Annotated in this window: 14 protein-coding genes; 5 read left to right on the top strand and 9 right to left on the bottom strand. The window is 60.7% G+C overall.

The annotated features are described in order from the left end of the window. Positions 1-96: 96 nt before the first annotated feature. The 3 genes from I41_RS21965 to I41_RS21955 form a co-directional block, all read right to left on the bottom strand. Positions 97-3,225: an ELWxxDGT repeat protein gene (locus I41_RS21965; protein ID WP_168207083.1), complete on the bottom strand. Its 3,129-nt coding sequence runs from the start codon at positions 3,223-3,225 to the stop codon at positions 97-99. 190 nt (positions 3,226-3,415) lie between these two features. After that, on the bottom strand, positions 3,416-4,117 hold the full coding sequence (locus I41_RS21960; RefSeq protein ID WP_145435043.1) for a class I SAM-dependent methyltransferase: 702 nt from the start codon (positions 4,115-4,117) through the stop codon (positions 3,416-3,418). Positions 4,118-4,626: 509 nt separating this feature from the next. Continuing rightward, positions 4,627-5,904, bottom strand: a complete 1,278-nt coding sequence (locus I41_RS21955) for a hypothetical protein (RefSeq protein ID WP_145435042.1) — start codon at positions 5,902-5,904, stop codon at positions 4,627-4,629. Positions 5,905-6,164: 260 nt separating this feature from the next. Between I41_RS21955 and I41_RS21950 the strand changes: the two genes are divergently transcribed. Beyond that, complete coding sequence (locus tag I41_RS21950) at positions 6,165-7,580, top strand: alanine/glycine:cation symporter family protein (RefSeq protein WP_210421033.1); 1,416 nt, start codon at positions 6,165-6,167, stop codon at positions 7,578-7,580. 8 nt (positions 7,581-7,588) lie between these two features. On the opposite strand, the gene I41_RS21945 is transcribed toward I41_RS21950, so the two are convergent. From I41_RS21945 to rpmF, 6 genes are all read right to left on the bottom strand, one after another. Further along, positions 7,589-7,828: a type II toxin-antitoxin system Phd/YefM family antitoxin gene (locus I41_RS21945; protein WP_145435041.1), complete on the bottom strand. Its 240-nt coding sequence runs from the start codon at positions 7,826-7,828 to the stop codon at positions 7,589-7,591. A 98-nt stretch (positions 7,829-7,926) separates the two neighbouring features. Next, positions 7,927-9,165 (bottom strand): beta-ketoacyl-ACP synthase II, encoded by a 1,239-nt coding sequence (gene fabF, locus I41_RS21940; RefSeq protein ID WP_145435040.1) that lies wholly within the window; start codon positions 9,163-9,165, stop codon positions 7,927-7,929. A gap of 164 nt (positions 9,166-9,329) precedes the next feature. Then, a complete protein-coding gene (locus tag I41_RS21935; protein WP_145435039.1) occupies positions 9,330-9,569 on the bottom strand; it encodes an acyl carrier protein in 240 nt (79 codons plus the stop codon). Between the two features lie 265 nt (positions 9,570-9,834). Continuing rightward, the gene (gene fabG, locus I41_RS21930; protein WP_261342444.1) at positions 9,835-10,602 is read right to left on the bottom strand and encodes a 3-oxoacyl-[acyl-carrier-protein] reductase; all 768 of its coding nucleotides are present in this window, start codon (positions 10,600-10,602) and stop codon (positions 9,835-9,837) included. 134 nt (positions 10,603-10,736) lie between these two features. After that, positions 10,737-11,645, bottom strand: a complete 909-nt coding sequence (gene fabD, locus I41_RS21925) for an ACP S-malonyltransferase (RefSeq protein ID WP_145435038.1) — start codon at positions 11,643-11,645, stop codon at positions 10,737-10,739. A gap of 89 nt (positions 11,646-11,734) precedes the next feature. Further along, positions 11,735-11,914, bottom strand: coding sequence for a 50S ribosomal protein L32 (rpmF, locus tag I41_RS21920; RefSeq protein ID WP_145435037.1), 180 nt, complete (start codon positions 11,912-11,914; stop codon positions 11,735-11,737). A gap of 791 nt (positions 11,915-12,705) precedes the next feature. Here rpmF and I41_RS21915 point away from each other — a divergent pair. The 4 genes from I41_RS21915 to I41_RS21900 all read left to right on the top strand — a co-directional run bounded on the left by I41_RS21915 (position 12,706) and on the right by I41_RS21900 (position 14,864). After that, the gene (locus I41_RS21915; RefSeq protein WP_145435036.1) at positions 12,706-13,053 is read left to right on the top strand and encodes a DUF6717 family protein; all 348 of its coding nucleotides are present in this window, start codon (positions 12,706-12,708) and stop codon (positions 13,051-13,053) included. Between the two features lie 162 nt (positions 13,054-13,215). After that, a complete protein-coding gene (locus tag I41_RS21910) occupies positions 13,216-13,869 on the top strand; it encodes a hypothetical protein (RefSeq protein WP_145435035.1) in 654 nt (217 codons plus the stop codon). Next, positions 13,823-14,086 carry a carboxymuconolactone decarboxylase family protein gene (locus I41_RS21905; protein ID WP_145435034.1) on the top strand — a complete coding sequence of 88 codons (264 nt, stop codon included), beginning with the start codon at positions 13,823-13,825 and terminating at the stop codon, positions 14,084-14,086. The genes I41_RS21910 and I41_RS21905 overlap by 47 nt, the downstream gene beginning before the upstream one ends. Before the next feature lie 106 nt (positions 14,087-14,192). Then, positions 14,193-14,864 (top strand): hypothetical protein, encoded by a 672-nt coding sequence (locus I41_RS21900; RefSeq protein WP_145435033.1) that lies wholly within the window; start codon positions 14,193-14,195, stop codon positions 14,862-14,864. The last annotated feature ends 27 nt before the right edge of the window (positions 14,865-14,891 follow it).

The following is a 14,891-nucleotide window of genomic DNA, read 5'->3' as shown; positions in this document are numbered from 1 at the left end:
GGCGGCCGAAAAGCAGCGTCAGCCCACAGGATACCAAGAGCACCGGCGCGAAGCGAAGCGCCAGCAGCCGCGGGTCAACGACCCCCGGAGCGGCAGTTAGCCGCGACGCGCCAGCGGAGCGCGCCCCCGCCGCCGCAGCGAGTTCTCGAACTCCCCATCCCCGCTGAGCCGAAACAACCGCGAAAAATCGCCTGCCGCAAACAGAGCTTCCCGCGCCCACTGACCCGGTCCAGCGGCATCTCCCAGCGCATCGGTCGAACTCGCCGCAGCGAGCGCCGCTTCCGAGGAGTCCTCCTCTTCAGCAACGGGCGCCGCCGCTTGCGAGACGGCGCCCGCCGGGGTCAATGACTCGGGCGCTCCAAAGTTCTCCTTCCACACGTAGAGATCAGCGCCGTCGACAATCCCGTTCGCATCGTCATCCGCTCCACCGCCGTTTGGAACGACGGAAGAGGCGAAATCTCGTTGCCACGCTAAGAAGTCGGCGCCATCGACGTCGCCGTCGTTGTCAAAGTCACCATCAAGAATTGGGCTCAAGTCCATTGCCCATAACTCGCTGCCCAGCACGCCGTCGGTCGCTCGAAAGATGAGCTTGTCGTTGAATGTAGCACCTCCCCGGTATCCCCACGGCCAGCTGTCGGCGCCGCCTGCGGCGATATCTGTCACTCGAGACGTACCCGTTGCTGTGCCATCGCTCCGCCACATCTCGAAGCCAAAGACTGGATCGCCGGCCGTGAAGTAAAGCATGCCATCGACGTTAGTCATGCCGAAGGGATAGCCACGCGCCTGGCCTGGATTGATGTCTTTAACAATGCTAGTTCCGCCTACGGTCCCGTCAGTCCTCCACAGTTCCTCGCCGAAGTCGCCGTTACGACCGCTGAAGTAGAAGTAGTCGCCAATCTGAAGTTGCCCTTCCAATTCAGCGTCGACGTCAATGTTCGGTTGAAAGGTTCCCTGCGTTGTTCCGTCGCTGAACCACAGCAGAGACGAATTTGACCAAGATTCAGTTGTAAACAGGAGCGTTCCATTCAGATTATAGAGATGTTCCGGCGAGCCGCTTGGGCTGCCTGGCGTGATGTCAAAGACTCGGCTCGTTCCTCCAGCTGTGCCGTCGGTTCTCCATAGTTCGACGCCGCTGGAACCGTCGTTGGCTGCGAAGAACAACTGTCCGTTCATTTCCGCAAAGTGCGGAAAATAGCTGACGCCGTTGCCTGTGCCGGGGAGAATGTCGATCAGCATGGTCGTTCCAGCCGATGTTCCGTCGGTCCGCCAAATTTCAATTCCAGACGCTGGGGTTTTCGCAGTGAAGAAGATTTCGCCGTTGAATAGGATCGGAGAGCTGGGGTTTCCTGAAGTGGTGCCGGGATAGAATTCGCGAACGAGGCTCGAGCCGGCCAACGTTCCATCAGTCTTCCACAGTTCGTAGCCGTGGACACCGTCGTTGGCGCGGAATAACAGCAAGCCGTCGATCAGAGAAATGTTGCCGCCGAACGAATTCCCAGGACCGGGATTAAGGTCGAACGCCAGCGTTGTCCCGGCTTCTGTGCCGTCAGTTCGCCAAAGCTCGTCTCCGTGCGAGCCGTCATTGGCCGAGAAGTAAAGCATCCCATTCATTTCGAAGAAGCCATAAAGGTTTGATCCCTCAATGCCCGGCCGAATGTCGCGCACCAGAGTCGTGCCGGCAACGGTTCCGTCGGTCTTCCATAGTTCCGGCCCATGAACGCCATCGTCGGCGGAGAAGTAGAGCCACCCATTTAATCCGAGAAACAATCCCGGCGAAGAATCGGCCGTGCCAAAATAGATGTCGCGAACCAAATCAGTTCCTGAGGTCGTCCCATCGCTGCGCCACAGTTCAAATCCCGCAGCGCCGTCATTCGCCGTGAAGTAGAGCTTGCTACCGACGGCCTTCAATTCGCGTAAAGTCGAGGTGATATTGGGAATAACGTCTCGTTCCCGAACGCGAATCGTCCCAGCCGACGATCCGTCCGACTTCCAAAGCTCGCCAGTCGCCGCCTGGAAAAAGAGCGCTCCGTTGACGTTAGTCAACGAACGAGGCGTTGAACTCGTTCCGGCATTGGCAATATTGCGAACCAGCGACGTTCCCGCCGCAGTTCCATCGCTTGTCCAGAGTTCGACGCCGCTAACGCCGTCATTGGCGGAGAAGAAAAGCGTTCCTCCGACATTAATAAGATAGTTCGGAGTTGAGGCGTTGGCTCCGCTGCGAATGTTGCTGACGCGGGTCGTTCCGGCCGCAGTTCCATCGCTCATCCAGAGTTCCACGCCGCTAACCCCGTCGTTGGCTCGAAAAAAAAGCGTTCCGTCAACGTTCGTCAATTGAGAAACATTCCCATTACCAGACGGATAAACGTCCTTTACGAGGACCGTCTCAGCGTCTGTGCCGTCGCTTTTCCAGAGTTCAAAATCACTCGAAAATGTTGCGCTGGCGCGAAAGTAAACCGTCTCACCGATCGCGATTAGTTCATCTGGTCCGCCGCTCTTAAAAGCGACCCCTGGATTAATTTTGGTTGTTCCTGCGGCAGTGCCGTCGCTCTTCCAGAGAGCTCTCCCTTCGTCGCCGTCGAATGCGGTGAAGTACAGCAGCGCTCCTACGGTCACGTATCGATAGAGAGCGGCGTCGTAAATACCTGGAACGATGTCGACCACCTGCACCGTGCCTTCAACGGAGCCGTCACTCTTCCATAGCTCGGCGCCAGTAATGCCGTCGTTCGCGACGAAGAACAAAACTCCGTTCGCGTTGGCCATGAACTTTGGAGTGTTGAACTCAATCGCCCCCTCGACGCCCGGCCGGATATCCTTCACTAGAACGGTTCCGTCGCTGGTTCCGTCGCTTTTCCAAAGCTCCGAGCCGTGGACGCCGTCATTCGCCATGAAGTAGAGCGTGCCGCCGATGTTTGTGATGGCGGTGACGCTCGACGAGCCGGCGCCTGAGTTGATGTCCTTGACCAGCGTCGTTCCCTCGCTCGTTCCGTCGCTCTTCCACAACTCGATGCCATGATCTCGATCCCTGGCAGTGAAATAGAGCTGACCGTTGATCTCCGTCAGGGTCCGTGGGTCGCTCGCCGGCGAAAACGGCGTCTGATTAATATCGGCGATAAGAGTAGGAGAGACGCTCAACAACTGCCGCGACTCCAGCGATTCCATTCGCAAATGACGAACGCCGACGGAGCGAGCATCGGCGGAACCGCGGCGCAGGGAGCGAAACTTCATCGATGGGCATCCAGCGTGTCGAGCGCCTCGCGAACTGAGGCGGGCTAAGGAGCAAAAAGCAGCCCTCGCAGTATATTTCAATGCCGGGCGGCGGTCCATCAGTTGGAAATGAGACGACCGCGGCGGATTCCCTGAAAAAATGGGCCATCGGTCAGTCGAACAGGAGACCACGCAGCCGCTGCTCGATTTTTCACCGCTTCTTAAACGCCCACCCTCGAAATGATCCACCTTTCAGCAACATGCTCTCCGTCGAGAGTCCCGCCGCCGCCGTTTGCTCCATCATCCAAGCTTCCGTCTCCGGAAAGTCCGAAGTAAGCACATGCTCCGCCGCGCGACCGCGCTCTTCAACGGATAACAGCGTCCAATCGCGTTTGATCTCGCCCGCCAATCCGTTGACGAACTCGTCGCGCGACTCTCCCTCGTCGCGCACAGCGTCGATCCATAGCAGCACCCCGCCCGGTTCCAGCACGCGGCCGATCTCGCGCAGCAGCTTCACCTTGTCCGCCGTCGAAAAGTGGTGCAGCGAGTGACTCGCCAGCACGACGTTCGCGCTCTCGTCGGCCAGCCCGTGCAGCGCATCGAAGAGGTTACCGCAGATCAACTCGACGCGACCGTTCCATGCCGCCGTCGTGGCGCGAGCTTGCTCAATCGACGACTCCGCGATGTCGACGCCGATGTAGTGCTCGATCGGCGCCACGGCAAAACTCTTCGCCGCGAGGCTCGCGTCGCCGCAGCCGACGTCGACGATCCGCAGCGGCCGGCCGAACTCCTTGGCCCAGGCCGCGAGCGCCGCGATCAGCTCAGCATGGTGCATGTAGTTCCCCGTCACCACGGCGTCGTACATCGAGCGCTGTTCAAAGACCTGTTTGACGGCGGCGAGTTTGGCGGTCATCGGCGGCAGGGGGCCAAGGTTTCGGGCGGAGGACGGGTGGGGTTGCTGCGAAGTATAGCCCGCCCCGCCGGCCCGGCGAACGCCGCCAACATTCGGTGAACTTTAGTGCAGAAATTGGCCGCGCCACTCGCTAGGCTCGGGGGACGAAACTGGGCTGCCGCACTGCCCCGCGGTGGGGGCGCCCGGAACGTCCCCAACCGGCTGACCTCAAGCTGGTGACGGGGGCGCGTGAGCCACGCGACTTGTCGTCCGCCGTGAATTGGCGTTCGATTTTTGCAAACGCCGCACAGCTGTCAGCAACGATTTGTGTCGCGACAGAAGCGACACAAATCGTTGCTGCAATCGCCGAAAGACCAACGATCACAACGACTTAAGCCGCTCGCTAATTTGTCGCCGAAAATGCATGTCGCGACGAAGTGCCTAGACGACAGAAGAAGCGCGTGCCCCCTCACGCCAGCATCAAGCAACGAGCATCCAGCTACCAGAGCATCAAGTCACCAGTCACCCACTTAGTACCGCCCATGAAACGTCCGCTCCGACCGCGCCGTCATCGGCGTCGCCATGGGCGTGGTCCCGGGGGCGCCGGCCACGCTCGGCAACGGCTGCGCCGCGGTACCGCTGCTTTCGACCAGCAGCAGGGCGTCGGCGCGGGGGGCGCTTTTGGGGAGCGGCAGGACGTCGGTCAGCGGATTCGATTTGTCGGGGCCCGGCGTCGCCACCACGCCGATCGACAGGAGCAAGACCTGATCCGTCGGCCAGCGGAAGCGTTCGTGAATTTGCACCATCGTCATTTGCGGCACGTCAATCTGCGCCTTCTGATTGGCGGCGGCGACCGAGGGAACTTCCAATTGGACCGGAATCATTTTTTCAATCTGCGACAGCTTCAGCTTGACCACGGCGTCGGTCGTCGTCGCGTCGATCGACAGCAGCGGGCTGAATTCCAGCGAGAAGCCTTCGTCGATCTGCCCCAGCTCCGGCTGGAAACCGGGCCACGTCGTCTGGTTGGCGATGATCCCCTTCGAGTACGTCCGCGGGCGCATCGTCGAGACGATCGACGTCTGTCCGTTGAGCACCATTTGATGGGCCGTCGTGTGTTCGCGGAAATCGGTGCGGCTCCGCATCTCGGCCAGCATCACCGCGGCGCTCTCGCGAGCCATGATCCAGGCCTGCACGCCTGGAGATTGCACGGGAATCGAGGTCATCAGCGGCACCGCGCGCGTCCGCCAGTTGGGATTCTTCAGCGTGATGATCCGCAGACCGAAGCCGTGGTTCTGCGCCTTCGTGCTGACAAACCGATCGACGATGTCGGCGACCGTCGCCTGCATCTGCGGCGTGTGGTAGACGCGGAGCGTTTGGCGGTCTGCCGAAAGGAGTCCCACCGGCGTCGAGTGCCACGCTTCGTAGCCCGTTTCGCGCAGAATCCAGTCGACGATCAACTGTTCAGGGTGCTCGCTCGACTGGACGCGCGTGGTGTAGGGAGTGATGTCGTACTCGCGCCAGACCTGGCCGTGGTCGCTAGGAAGCTGGCCCGTCCCTTTTGTTACCTGTGCGTGGGTGATCGGTTCGCTGGCGCTGCTCGGCGTCGGCGTGATAGGCGCCGCCGCGGCGCTGGAAAGGGGCTGGGCGTTTTTCTGTTCGTACGCCGAGGCCGGCGGCGCGGGATTCGATTGGGCCTGCCACCCGGCGCCGCTGCCGCTGCCGTACTGGGCGAAGACGTTCGGCGCGTCGGCTGCAACGGCAAGGCAAACGCCCAGAGAGCCAACGAGGGACAAGACGAGGCGAGACATGAATCGGGTCTCCGCAGACCTGGCGAGGCAATAGGGTAGACGCAGGGGCGAGGAGTCTAGGAAAGCCGGCAGCGAGCGGCAAGGGCGGACGACTGACGCGCGAAACGCTCCCGCATGCGCACGAGATGAATGTTTTTGCGCGAGAGTCGATCGAAGCTAGCCAAGGCGCCAGCAATGCATTCACCCCTTTGCTAAGATGCCGCAAACTCGCGTGGCGGCGAATAAGCATTTCCATCAACCCACGAGCAGTCGCCTTTCATATGCCTGAAACCGCCTCCTGGATGGATCGAGTCGCCGAGCAGGTCGATCACGTCGCCACGATGATGTATTGGCCGTGGGCCATTTGCATTCTGTTCGCCACGGGCCTGTTCTTTACGTTCCGCAACGGGTTCGTGCAGGTGCGGCGATTTCCAGAGGCGGCGCGGACGATGGTGGCCTCGCAGCAAGCGGGTGCCGGCGGCGCCGTTTCGCCGTTTCAGGCGTTCATGATGGGACTCGGATCGACGATCGGCGTCGGCAACATCGCCGGCGTCGCCGCCGCCATTATCTCCGGCGGACCGGGAGCGCTGTTCTGGATCTGGTGCTACGGGTTCTTCGCCACGTCGGTGAAGTTCGCCGAAGCGGTCCTGGGCTTGAAGTACCGCATTCCTCACGGTGAAGCGACGCTCGCCGGACCAATGTACTACCTGCGCAACGGCTTGGGCTCGGCGTCGCTCGCTTGGATCTACGCCCTGATCGCCGGGATCGCCTGTTTGTTCACGACCCCCTTCACGCAACCAAACTCGATCGCGATTGTTCTCGACAGCCAGTTCAGCAAGTCGGGCCTCGATCTCGGGACGTTCAGCGTGGGCGGAGCCGACATTCGAGGCTCGCGACTGGCGATCGGCGTCGTCCTGGCGATCCTCACTTGGCTGGTGATCATCGGCGGCGTGCAGTCGATCGGCCGGGTGCTGGAGAAGCTCTCGCCCTTCAAAGTCGGTTTCTACATGCTCGGCGGACTCGCCGTCATCCTGCTGAACATCGGCAATTTGCCCGCGGTCCTTAGCGAAGTCTTTCGCGAAGCGTTTTCGTTGCGACCGATCGCCGGCGCGACCGTCGGAGGCCTGATGGCGACAACGATGGGGCAGGCTCTGCGCTACGGCTTGGCGCGCGGCGCGTATGCCAACGAGGCCGGTTACGGCACGGCGGCCGTCGTCTACGGCGTCGCCAAGAGCGATCGACCCGATCAGCAGGGCCTCAACGCCGTGATGGAGGTCTTCATCATCACGTTCATCACGTCGACGATCAGCGCCTTGACGATTTTGCTGACCGGCACGTGGAAGCTGGAAAAGATCGAGAGCGCCGCCGCCGTTTCCGAAGCGTTCAATGCGGCGATTCCGACGGCTGGCGGTTGGATGGTGGCGTTCTCCGTCTTTCTCTTCGGCTACACGACGCTGATGGGGTGGTCCTTCTACGGCGAGCAATTCCTGGAGTATTTGTTCGGTCGACGAATCATCATGCCGTATCGCTGGCTCTATTGCCTGCTGATTCCGATTGGCGCCGTGGCGAAGGTCGACCTCGTCTGGGCGTGGGGCGACATCCTCAACGGCGCACAAGTATTTCCAAACCTGATCGGGATCATCGGCCTGAGCGGCGTCGCGGCGAAGTACGCCAAGAAGCGAACAGCCGACGAGTAAGCGGCGAGTTAGCTGAGCGCCAACTCTGGCCAGCCGCGAGTCATCGCGAGACTCGGCATCGGCACGGCGACGGCGCGCTCCTTCGTCGTCGACTTAACGGCGGCGGGCTTGGCGGGCGGCACAAGACGGGCGACGGCGACGCCGTGTCGCATGATGGTCACTTCCTCGCCCGCTTCGATCCGTTCCAGGAGTTCGAAGAAGCGGGTCCGGGCGTCGAAAACGCCAACGCTGGAATTCGGGAGAGACATCGTTCGCCTGTGGTACGTCTTGAGCCGTGCAACTCTAGGTCGCACTCGTACCACGTCAAATCAATTGGCCGCAAGAGCGGCCCGATGCTTTGCGGCAACTACTTGAGAGCGCCGGCGATCACCGAGGCGTTGTGCCCGCCGAAGCCGAAGCTGTTGCTCATGACGGCGCCGATTTTGCGCTGTTGCGGCGTCTTGGGCGTGTAGTTCAAATCGCACGCCGGATCTGGCGTATCGAGATTGATCGTCGGCGGCGAGACTTGATCGCGCAGGGCGAGCAGCGAAAGAATCAACTCGACGCCGCCGCTCGCGCCCAGCAGGTGGCCGATTTGGCTCTTGGTGCTGGAGACGTTCAGCTTATAGGCGTGATCCTCGAACACGCGCTTCACGGCGACTGTTTCCGCCTTGTCGCCCAGCGGCGTACTGGTGCCGTGGGCATTGATGTAGTCGATCGCGGTCGGCTCGAGTTTCGCATCTCGAAGAGCGCTGCTCATCGCCCGAGCGGCGCCCGTGCCGTTTTCGTCGGGCTGGGTGATGTGCCCGGCGTCGGCGCTCGCGCCGTAGCCGAGAATCTCGCCGTGGATCTTCGCGCCGCGGGCCTTGGCGTGTTCGAGTTCCTCGAACACGAGAATCCCGGCGCCTTCGGAGAGGACGAAGCCGTCGCGGTCGGCGTCGAACGGGCGGCTCGCGGCTGCGGGGTTATCATTCCGCTCGGAGAGGGCGCGCATGTTCGAGAAGCCGCTCACGCCGATGGGCGTGATGGCCGCTTCGGCGCCGCCGGTGACCATCACGTCAGCGTCGCCGTACTGGATTGCCTTGAAGGCGTCGCCCATCGCGTTGGTAGCGCTGGCGCACGCAGTAGCGACCGCATAGTTGGGGCCGCGCAAGCCGAAGCGGATCGAAATCTGTCCGCTGGCCGCATTGAGCATCAGCTTCGGGATGGTGAAGGCACTGACGCGGTCGGGGCCTTTGAGAATCAGCCGCCGCTCTTGTTCTTCGATCTCGTTGAGACCGCCGATGCCGGAGCCGATGATCGCTCCGCACATGTAGGGATCTTCCTTCGAGAAATCGATCCCCGATTCAGCGACGGCGTCGATGGCGGCGACGAGCGCGAATTGCGTGAAGCGATCAACGCGCTTCGCTTCCTTCGCGTCGATGTAGCCGTCGGTCGCCCAATCATGGACGTCGCCGCCGAACTTCACCTTGTAGTCGGCCGTGTTGAACGACTGCAGTAAATGGATGCCGCTTTGGCCGGCCAGGATGCGCTGCCACAACTCCTCGACCTTGCAGCCGAGAGAGGTAACGGCGCCCATGCCTGTGACGACGACTCGTCGTTTCATCGCTTCGTGTGAGGTACGGAGTTTGAGCCTGGGATTCAGTCGAGTTGCAGCGACCGAATGGAGGCTCAGGCCATCGTCGCTGCCGCCGTGAGTCTGCTGACATTATCGGCGCGCCGAGCCCATCGGGCCAACGGCAGAATCGCTCCGCAAGATCGCGCCGCCAGCTAGCTGCGCGAATTCTGCTCGATGAACGCCACCGCCTGACCGACCGTTTGGATCTTCTCAGCCGCGTCGTCGGGGATGTTGATGTCGAACTCTTCCTCGAGTTCCATCACCAATTCGACCGTATCGAGCGAATCCGCGCCCAGGTCGTTCACAAACGACGTCTCAGCGGTGATCTTGTCCTTATCGACGCCGAGCTGCTCGGAGACGATGTCCGTCACGCGTTCCATGATCGAAGCCACGCTGAAGTTCCTCCCTACGATGTCCAGATGTTTCTATGTGTCGATTTGGGGAAACGGCGTCGTCTGGAGACGATCGCATGGCTCCTCAAAATCCGTTTTTTTGATGATTCGCTGGCAACCCGGAGGTCGCCGCTGCTGCTATCCCTGCAAGCCGTTCAAGATAGATCGGTCTTGCGAAGGAGGTCAAGATATAACGTCTCCTCGGATGGCTGTCCAGGTCGACCCCAGGCGGGGGGACTAGGGCAATTTGCCGCAATCGCGGCCTCTACGCTGTCATTCCTCCGTCGACGGTGATGACCTGACCGGTGATGTAGCTGGCCGAGTCGCTCGCCAGGTACAGGACCGCGTCGGCGATTTCGTGGGCCTCGCCGATCCGTTGGATCGGGATTCGCTTTTTCACTTCGTCGATAATCGCCGGGCCAAGGGCTTCGGCCATGTCGGTGGCGATGAACCCGGGGCAAATCGCGTTGACGGTGATCTTTCGCTTGGCGAGCTCGCGGGCGACGGTCTGGGTGAACCCGATGATGCCCGCCTTCGACGCCGAGTAGTTCGACTGTCCGGGGTTGCCCACGAGGCCCGAGACGCTCGACATGTTGATGATCCGACCCGACCGCTGCCGCATCATCACCTTGGCAGCGGCGCGGCTGAACAGGAAGACCGACCGCAGGTTGGCGGCGATCACCTGGTCCCAGTCGTCGTCGCTCATGATCGGCAGAAGCGTGTCCTTGGTGATGCCGGCGTTGTTGACGACGACGTCGAGCCGGCCATGCTGCTCGACGACGGCGTCGACGGCGGCCTGGGCGGCTTCGGAGTTCGTGACGTCGCAGGCATGGATCGACGCCTTGCCGCCCGCGGCAGTGATTTCAGCGGCCGTCTCTTTGAGCTTCTCTTCGTTGCGGGCGAGGCAGGCGACGACTGCGCCCGACTTGCCAAGCGCGATGGCGATCGCCTTGCCGATGCCGCGCGACGCGCCGGTCACCAGGGCGACTTGCCCGGAGAGATCAACTTGAATGCGACGGTTCACGTCTGCCATGGCGTGTGCCCAAGGTTGTTTGGAATTTTTAATCACACGTGGGAACTGAATGACCAATGACCAAATCCCAACGATCAATAGAACCGTGCGACGGAAATCTGTTGGTCATTGGTGCTTGGTGATTGGTCATTTGCTTACGCTGCGACGTTTTCGCACGCGAATTTTCGGTCGATTCGTTTCATCAGGCCGGTCAGCACGCGGCCGGGGCCGATTTCGTAGGCGCGCTCGACGCCGTGATGGCCGAGCAGGCGACGCATCGATTCTTCCCACTGCACTGGGCTTACCAGCTGCCTAACGAGCAGTTGTCGAATCTCCGCGGGGTCGCTGTGGGGCTCGGCATCGACGTTCGAGATCACTGGGATTCGCGGCGAGACGATCTTGGCGTCGGCGACGGCCTTGGCGAGGCGATCGTAGGCGGGCTGCATCAACGGCGTGTGGAAGGCGCCGGCCACGGTGAGCGGAATCACCTTCATCGCGCCGGCGGCTTCGGCCAGCTGCGCAACGCGGCTGCATGCCTCTCGATTGCCGGAGACGACGATGTTGCCGGGGCAGAGCAGGTTGGCCACCTGCAGGACGTCGCCGCCGCGAGCCTCGTTGCAGATCTCTTCGATCTTCTCTCGTTCCATGCCGAGGAGGCTGACCATGCCGCTCGGCGTCAGGTCGGCGGCGGCTTGCATCGCGCGACCGCGTTCTTGGACCAGGCGAAGGCCCGTCTCGAAGTCCATCGCGCCGGCGAAGACGAGCGCCGTGTACTCGCCCAGGCTGAGGCCGGCGGTGACCGCACACTCGTCGACGATCTGCGGCTGCTCGGCCCGAAACTTTTCTAGCGCCGCTAAGCTGCAAGCAAACAGCGCCGGTTGGCTGAACTCGGTGGCGTTGAGCTGCTCTGCTGGGCCTTCGGCGCAAAGCTTGAGCAGATCGTAGCCGAGGATCGACGCCGATCGATCGAACAACTCGCGGGCCGCGGGCAGCGTCGCGGCCAACTCAGCGCCCATGCCGACGGTTTGAGCGCCCTGTCCGGGAAAGAGGAATGCGGTCTTCATTAGGCTTCAGGCTGTCGGCTACAGGCTTCAGGAGCTAAAGGCTCGATTCTTAACTGCCTGATGCCTGAAGTCTGCTGCCCGCCGCCTTCTTACTCCTCGGTCTCGACCATCGTGCGGCCCATGTAGTGGCCGCAGTTCGGGCAGATCACGTGGCTCGGCTGTGGAGTGGCGCACTTGGGGCACGACTGCAGCTCTTTCGGCTTCAAACCGTGGTGCGAACGACGCTTGCCGGTGCGGGAGTTGGAGTGTTTACGCTTTGGGACGGCCATGGCAGGTGCTCCGAGTGGGGAGCCCGATAAAGTTCCAGTCGCCCAGCGAGGGGCGAGGGGAGTAAGGCGAATCGCTCAAATTACCGGGCTTGGGGCGGGTGGTCAATGGCTGCCTGGGGCTGTCGCTTGGCGTCGTGTGTCGCCTCATGCATTTTGGGCGACAGGCGTCAGGCTGGCTTAAGTGATTGCGTCGCTTGGGTTTCGGACTGTCGCCTGGTGTTCAGTGACGCCGGTGAGGCGACAGGGGGGCGGCAGTTGTTGGGTTGGCGTGGTCCATGGTTTGAAGAAAGCGTCTTCGACAGCCAGTAATAGTTTCAGACGCTTCTGGTTCCCTCCCCCTTGCGGGGAGGGCTGGGGAGTGAATGGGTCGTTGTTACACGGATCATTCACCCCTCCCTAACCCTCCCCCTCAAGGGGAGGGGGCCTCAGGATTCAGGACTTGGTTGCTGCTTGCCCTATTAGGTCCTGCAAGGGAAAGGGCCGAGCAAGTGACGCGCGGCGCGGCAGTTCGCCGAGCCGCACGATGGTCGGCGGCGCGAGGTTGGTTGAGTTATCAAAGAGCCTATGGGGAGGGCGAAGTTCCTGCTGAGCCGCCGTTTGATCTTCAATATTCTGTGGCCGCTCTGCGGGCAGCACGCCCCTCCGGGATAACGCATCCTAGCGAGTCAGGTGGCCAATTTCTGTAGCCAAGTCTTAAAATCGTCTGGCTATATAAAGACCGTCGGCGACCGAACTTGTTGAGCGTCCCGAAGTCCTCTTCTTGGTAGAAAAGCATTCCGGGAGCCTCAGTCATGAATTCGATCATCGCCATTCACCCCTACAAGGTTCAAGGTATTTGGGTATTCGACGACTCTGCCGTCGGGTTGGTGCAGGAGCCGTTCGTCGCCGGCGCTGACGTCATCATCGACCGCATGGTCGAGGGCATCGAAGACGCCGACCAAGGCGTGACGATCTTATTTTCGCTCAACCCGTTTCCTGGGAGTCGCTACGAGTTTGACTGGCGGCGAGAGGAGATGGGCGGCAACTGGTACTTCAGCCCGCAATTTCAGTTGGAGGGGTGGCTCTGCCCTGCGCTATTCAAGTACTTCGAGGCCGCGCCGGAAAGAATCTACGCCCAGGTCAAAGCGAAGAGGGTTTGAAGACCGACGCAAAAAAAACAGGTAATTGTAGGGCTTCGCATTGACCGAACAAAATATCTCATGCAATCAGGGACGGCCAACTAGATGTTTAACTATACTTCAAGCGTTTGCTATTTCGTGCAGATCGCATCCTCCGAGTCATTCGTTCCGGCTGGAAAACCTATGAAGGCCACTTTCCTACTTTGCCTGTTTATCGGCAGCGCCGCCGTGGAGTTCGCCAGCGGTGCCACGACCACAACGTACTTTAAGGGAACGATCGATCAGATCGCGTCCAATGACGGAATGATCTTGGGCGATTTGCAAATTGCCCAAGAGGTCACAGGTTTTTTCACTTTCAACGACGCCCCGTCAGAGAAACTGGGCACGGATCGCTACCGTGCCACGATCGCAATCAACTTGTCGACTCGGTCGCTCGTTGTCCCCAGCGATTACAACTACATTCGCGCGCGTAACAATCAATCGATCGGGGGAGGCGTGCTGATCGACGAGTTCTCACACGGTTTCGATTCAATCGGGCCGACGACTTGGCTTGATCCATTCTATGTCTATGCACTTTCGGTTCGATTTCGGGATACCGATGCCAATGAATTCGATAGCTCGCCGCAGTTACCGGTCGATCTCAGCGATTTCGATTGGGAGAGCGCTGAATGGTCGCTTTCCGGCGCCGATCTCGCAACGCGGCGAATGCGGTTTGGCGTGTCTGGAAGTATCACGGCCATCTTGGTTCCTGAACCAACATCTGCATGGGTCGGGACGACGCTGGGACTATTTGCCGCCGGTGTGTGGCGAAGGGCATTCGTTTCTCGCGAGCGTTGATCTACATTCGCACGAAGCGCGAGCAACGCTGGCGTGGGCCGAGTCGGTGACGCTCGTGTCGCAGACGGGCGTGCCGGATGACGTGTTCGAGGAACTGGGGCGGCACTTCTCGGACCAGGAGATCGTCGACTTGACGGTCATCGTGGCGTCAATGAATGCCTGGAATCGGATGGAGATCAGCTTCCGGCAGGGTCCGGCCAGGCGGGCGGAAGGGTAATCGCAGTAACGCTTCGATTCTCTGCCGGCTATATTGGCGTTGTTTGGAGCGCTCTCCGAGGGTGTGTTTTACACTCGATGATCAAAAGCAAGGAATGGTTCGCGGGATGCAAGTTCAATTGGATCAACTCTATGGCGTGGTTTCGGGCGACATCGTCCAGTCTACGAAGATTGGTCCAATTGAACGCGAGAAGCTGTTCTTTGTGATGAAGGAGGGATCCGACGCTCTGCAGAAGTGGCTCGGCAAACGCGTGATGCCGCTCGGGGTGGACGTCTTTAGTGGAGATTCGTGGCAGATTTTGTTGACGAATCCCGGCAAGACGTTAGCGGCGGGACTGTTTTATCGGGCCTATCTGCGGGCGGCCGAGCTTCAACGAGATACGCGGTTTGCCGTCGGGATCGGGCCGATCGACTTTGTTCCAGGAAAGCGAGTCTCTGAGGGAGATGGCCAAGCGTTTCGTCTCTCCGGAGAATTGTTGGCCGGCGAGTTGGGAAAGCGACGGATGGGCTTCGCAGCCAGTTCTCGTGAAGCGACGGTTCGTTGGGATTTGACGTTCGATTTGATTGACGCCATTGTCACGCGCGATTGGCGGGAGAAGCAGTCGCAAGCAGTTCAAGGGGCAATCAGAGGCTGGACTCAGGTAGAAATTGGCGAGCAGTGGGCTCCGCCGATTGAACAATCCACGGTAAATCGGCATTTGCGCCGGGCCTGTTGGCCGGCTATTTCTCGAGCGATCGCCCAATTCGAGGAATTCTGGGCGGCTTTTGACGAAAAATAGCTTCTGGGCGCTATAACAGTCTGTTAT

The organism is Lacipirellula limnantheis, assembly GCF_007746075.1.
Lineage (GTDB): Bacteria > Planctomycetota > Planctomycetia > Pirellulales > Lacipirellulaceae > Lacipirellula > Lacipirellula limnantheis.
Note: the sequence above shows the minus strand (reverse complement) of the source record. Positions and strands in the feature narration are given on the sequence as shown.

Bases quoted from the DNA above. Each gene is read 5' to 3' on its own strand.
- I41_RS21950 (WP_210421033.1), top strand. From the start codon at position 6,165: ATGCCTGAAACCGCCTCCTGGATGGATCGAGTCGCCGAGCAGGTCGAT.
- I41_RS21960 (WP_145435043.1), bottom strand. From the start codon at position 4,117: ATGACCGCCAAACTCGCCGCCGTCAAACAGGTCTTTGAACAGCGCTCG.
- I41_RS21955 (WP_145435042.1), bottom strand. From the start codon at position 5,904: ATGTCTCGCCTCGTCTTGTCCCTCGTTGGCTCTCTGGGCGTTTGCCTT.
- I41_RS21945 (WP_145435041.1), bottom strand. From the start codon at position 7,828: ATGTCTCTCCCGAATTCCAGCGTTGGCGTTTTCGACGCCCGGACCCGC.
- fabF (WP_145435040.1), bottom strand. From the start codon at position 9,165: ATGAAACGACGAGTCGTCGTCACAGGCATGGGCGCCGTTACCTCTCTC.
- I41_RS21900 (WP_145435033.1), top strand. From the start codon at position 14,193: ATGCAAGTTCAATTGGATCAACTCTATGGCGTGGTTTCGGGCGACATC.
- I41_RS21910 (WP_145435035.1), top strand. From the start codon at position 13,216: ATGAAGGCCACTTTCCTACTTTGCCTGTTTATCGGCAGCGCCGCCGTG.
- I41_RS21915 (WP_145435036.1), top strand. From the start codon at position 12,706: ATGAATTCGATCATCGCCATTCACCCCTACAAGGTTCAAGGTATTTGG.
- fabG (WP_261342444.1), bottom strand. From the start codon at position 10,602: ATGGCAGACGTGAACCGTCGCATTCAAGTTGATCTCTCCGGGCAAGTC.
- fabD (WP_145435038.1), bottom strand. From the start codon at position 11,645: ATGAAGACCGCATTCCTCTTTCCCGGACAGGGCGCTCAAACCGTCGGC.
- I41_RS21965 (WP_168207083.1), bottom strand. From the start codon at position 3,225: ATGAAGTTTCGCTCCCTGCGCCGCGGTTCCGCCGATGCTCGCTCCGTC.
- rpmF (WP_145435037.1), bottom strand. From the start codon at position 11,914: ATGGCCGTCCCAAAGCGTAAACACTCCAACTCCCGCACCGGCAAGCGT.